Below are 1414 nucleotides of genomic sequence, written 5' to 3'. Positions count from 1 at the left end.
ATTTTTGGCAGGCATACTTCTGGCTTTTATGTGACTTGTGATTTATTATTATACCAGTTTTAATGCGAAACAGCTTAGATGGTGATGATTGTAATGAGCGCAAAAATAGTGGTGTAGATTAACTTCGTATACTTGGCGAGCCAACTGGGAAGATAAATATCAAAATTGTCCTGAGTGGACTTGGAGTATTTTCGAGCCAGCAGATTTAATGGGCAGTAGGATTTAAAAGTGAGTAGGATTAGCCCTTCTAGAGTGATAAATCCATAACCGATCCAGAGCCAGTGATCGAGTTTATTAGCGATCGCGGCATAAAGCATATAGAAAATCACAAAGTTGAAAAATATCCATATCAAAGTGTGAATGACTTTAATCAGAGTTAATTTAGTTTCATTTTCCATATTGTGTCAATATAATTTATCCATTTTCGGCGTTAAATTTTGCCAAATGATCGAAGCCGTTCCGATCGTTCCCGCAATGAGTAATCCGAAATCTTCTTTAATCCCAAAACTCAACGCCGCCAAAGTTCCGACGATCGACCACAAAATGGGAACAATCAATAAACTAGACGGAATTTTTTTGTCTGTCCAGAGTAGCAAGCCGAAGGTGAAAATGGTTGTCTGACAAGGCGTACCGAACGTCGGCGATGCTGGAAAAAATCGCCCCAGCGCGTAGCCGATTAACGGATAAATCACCAGCGCATAAGTGATAAAAATCGCCCCAAGGAAGCCGTAAAATTTCTGGCTAGCCCGAAAACTTAAACGATTTCTCACCACACCTTCATATAAAAACAACCAGCCTTGAAAAACGAACACCGCGCCAAAAACATAAGCGGGTGGACTGATTTTCGTAAAAAAAATCAAATGGTAAATAATCCCTGCCCACAGCCATAGAAAACCGAGTAATCCCGAAATGGTTTTGTTTGCAAATGGTTTTCGACTTACTGCCAGTCCAACCGCCAGAATCCCCACTAAAGTTAGTACAAACTGCATCGGAAATATAGTTTGATTGTATTTCTCGAAAACTCGAATAAATTGTTCTGTGGTAAATGGCATCGCTAATTTTCCTCAGCTCGATTGTGGGTTATTCTATGATGATTTATAACTGCCAACAGCCTGCCATTCTTCGACTAAAGATGGTGGGACTGACAAGCTAACAGGTTCACCACCGATAGTTGGCAATGATAATTTCAGAGGAATCTCGACCTGCAACTGCGGTAATAATGGCTGGAGGTCATACTGTCCGACGTTGGGTTCGGGAAGGGCTGACTCGGTCAAAATATCACTAGAAGCTTCGGTAGCTGTGAGTGTTTTTCCTAGGGAATCAGTCAGAGTGAGGGGTTGAGCATTACTCACAAGTTAAGCTAAAAGCACTATTGTCAATGAGTAAAATTACTCATCTTTTACCTGTTGACCCA

3 protein-coding genes are annotated in these 1414 nt (G+C 40.9%); all 3 read right to left on the bottom strand.

Annotated features, from left to right (window positions below; genetic code table 11):
• Window positions 1-74: 74 nt before the first annotated feature.
• Genes QUB61_RS39450 through QUB61_RS39440 form a run of 3 tightly spaced genes read right to left on the bottom strand, consistent with a single transcriptional unit; the run spans window position 75 to window position 1352 of the window.
• On the bottom strand, window positions 75-398 hold the full coding sequence (locus QUB61_RS39450; RefSeq protein ID WP_333136915.1) for a hypothetical protein: 324 nt from the start codon (window positions 396-398) through the stop codon (window positions 75-77).
• A gap of 6 nt (window positions 399-404) precedes the next feature.
• The gene (locus tag QUB61_RS39445) at window positions 405-1052 is read right to left on the bottom strand and encodes a DUF6064 family protein (protein ID WP_333136918.1); all 648 of its coding nucleotides are present in this window, start codon (window positions 1050-1052) and stop codon (window positions 405-407) included.
• 33 nt (window positions 1053-1085) lie between these two features.
• The gene (locus QUB61_RS39440) at window positions 1086-1352 is read right to left on the bottom strand and encodes a DUF3122 domain-containing protein (RefSeq protein WP_333136920.1); all 267 of its coding nucleotides are present in this window, start codon (window positions 1350-1352) and stop codon (window positions 1086-1088) included.
• Window positions 1353-1414 lie beyond the last annotated feature (62 nt).

It is taken from the genome of Microcoleus sp. C2D2, from assembly GCF_036702495.1.
Taxonomy (GTDB): Bacteria; Cyanobacteriota; Cyanobacteriia; order Cyanobacteriales; family Microcoleaceae; genus Microcoleus.
The sequence above is the reverse complement of the archived record's forward strand: the minus strand, read 5'-3'. Positions and strand labels throughout refer to the sequence as shown.

What these genes read in the sequence shown, in the direction of transcription:
- QUB61_RS39445 (WP_333136918.1), bottom strand. Translation starts at nt 1,052, where the DNA reads ATGCCATTTACCACAGAACAATTTATTCGAGTTTTCGAGAAATACAAT.
- QUB61_RS39450 (WP_333136915.1), bottom strand. Translation starts at nt 398, where the DNA reads ATGGAAAATGAAACTAAATTAACTCTGATTAAAGTCATTCACACTTTG.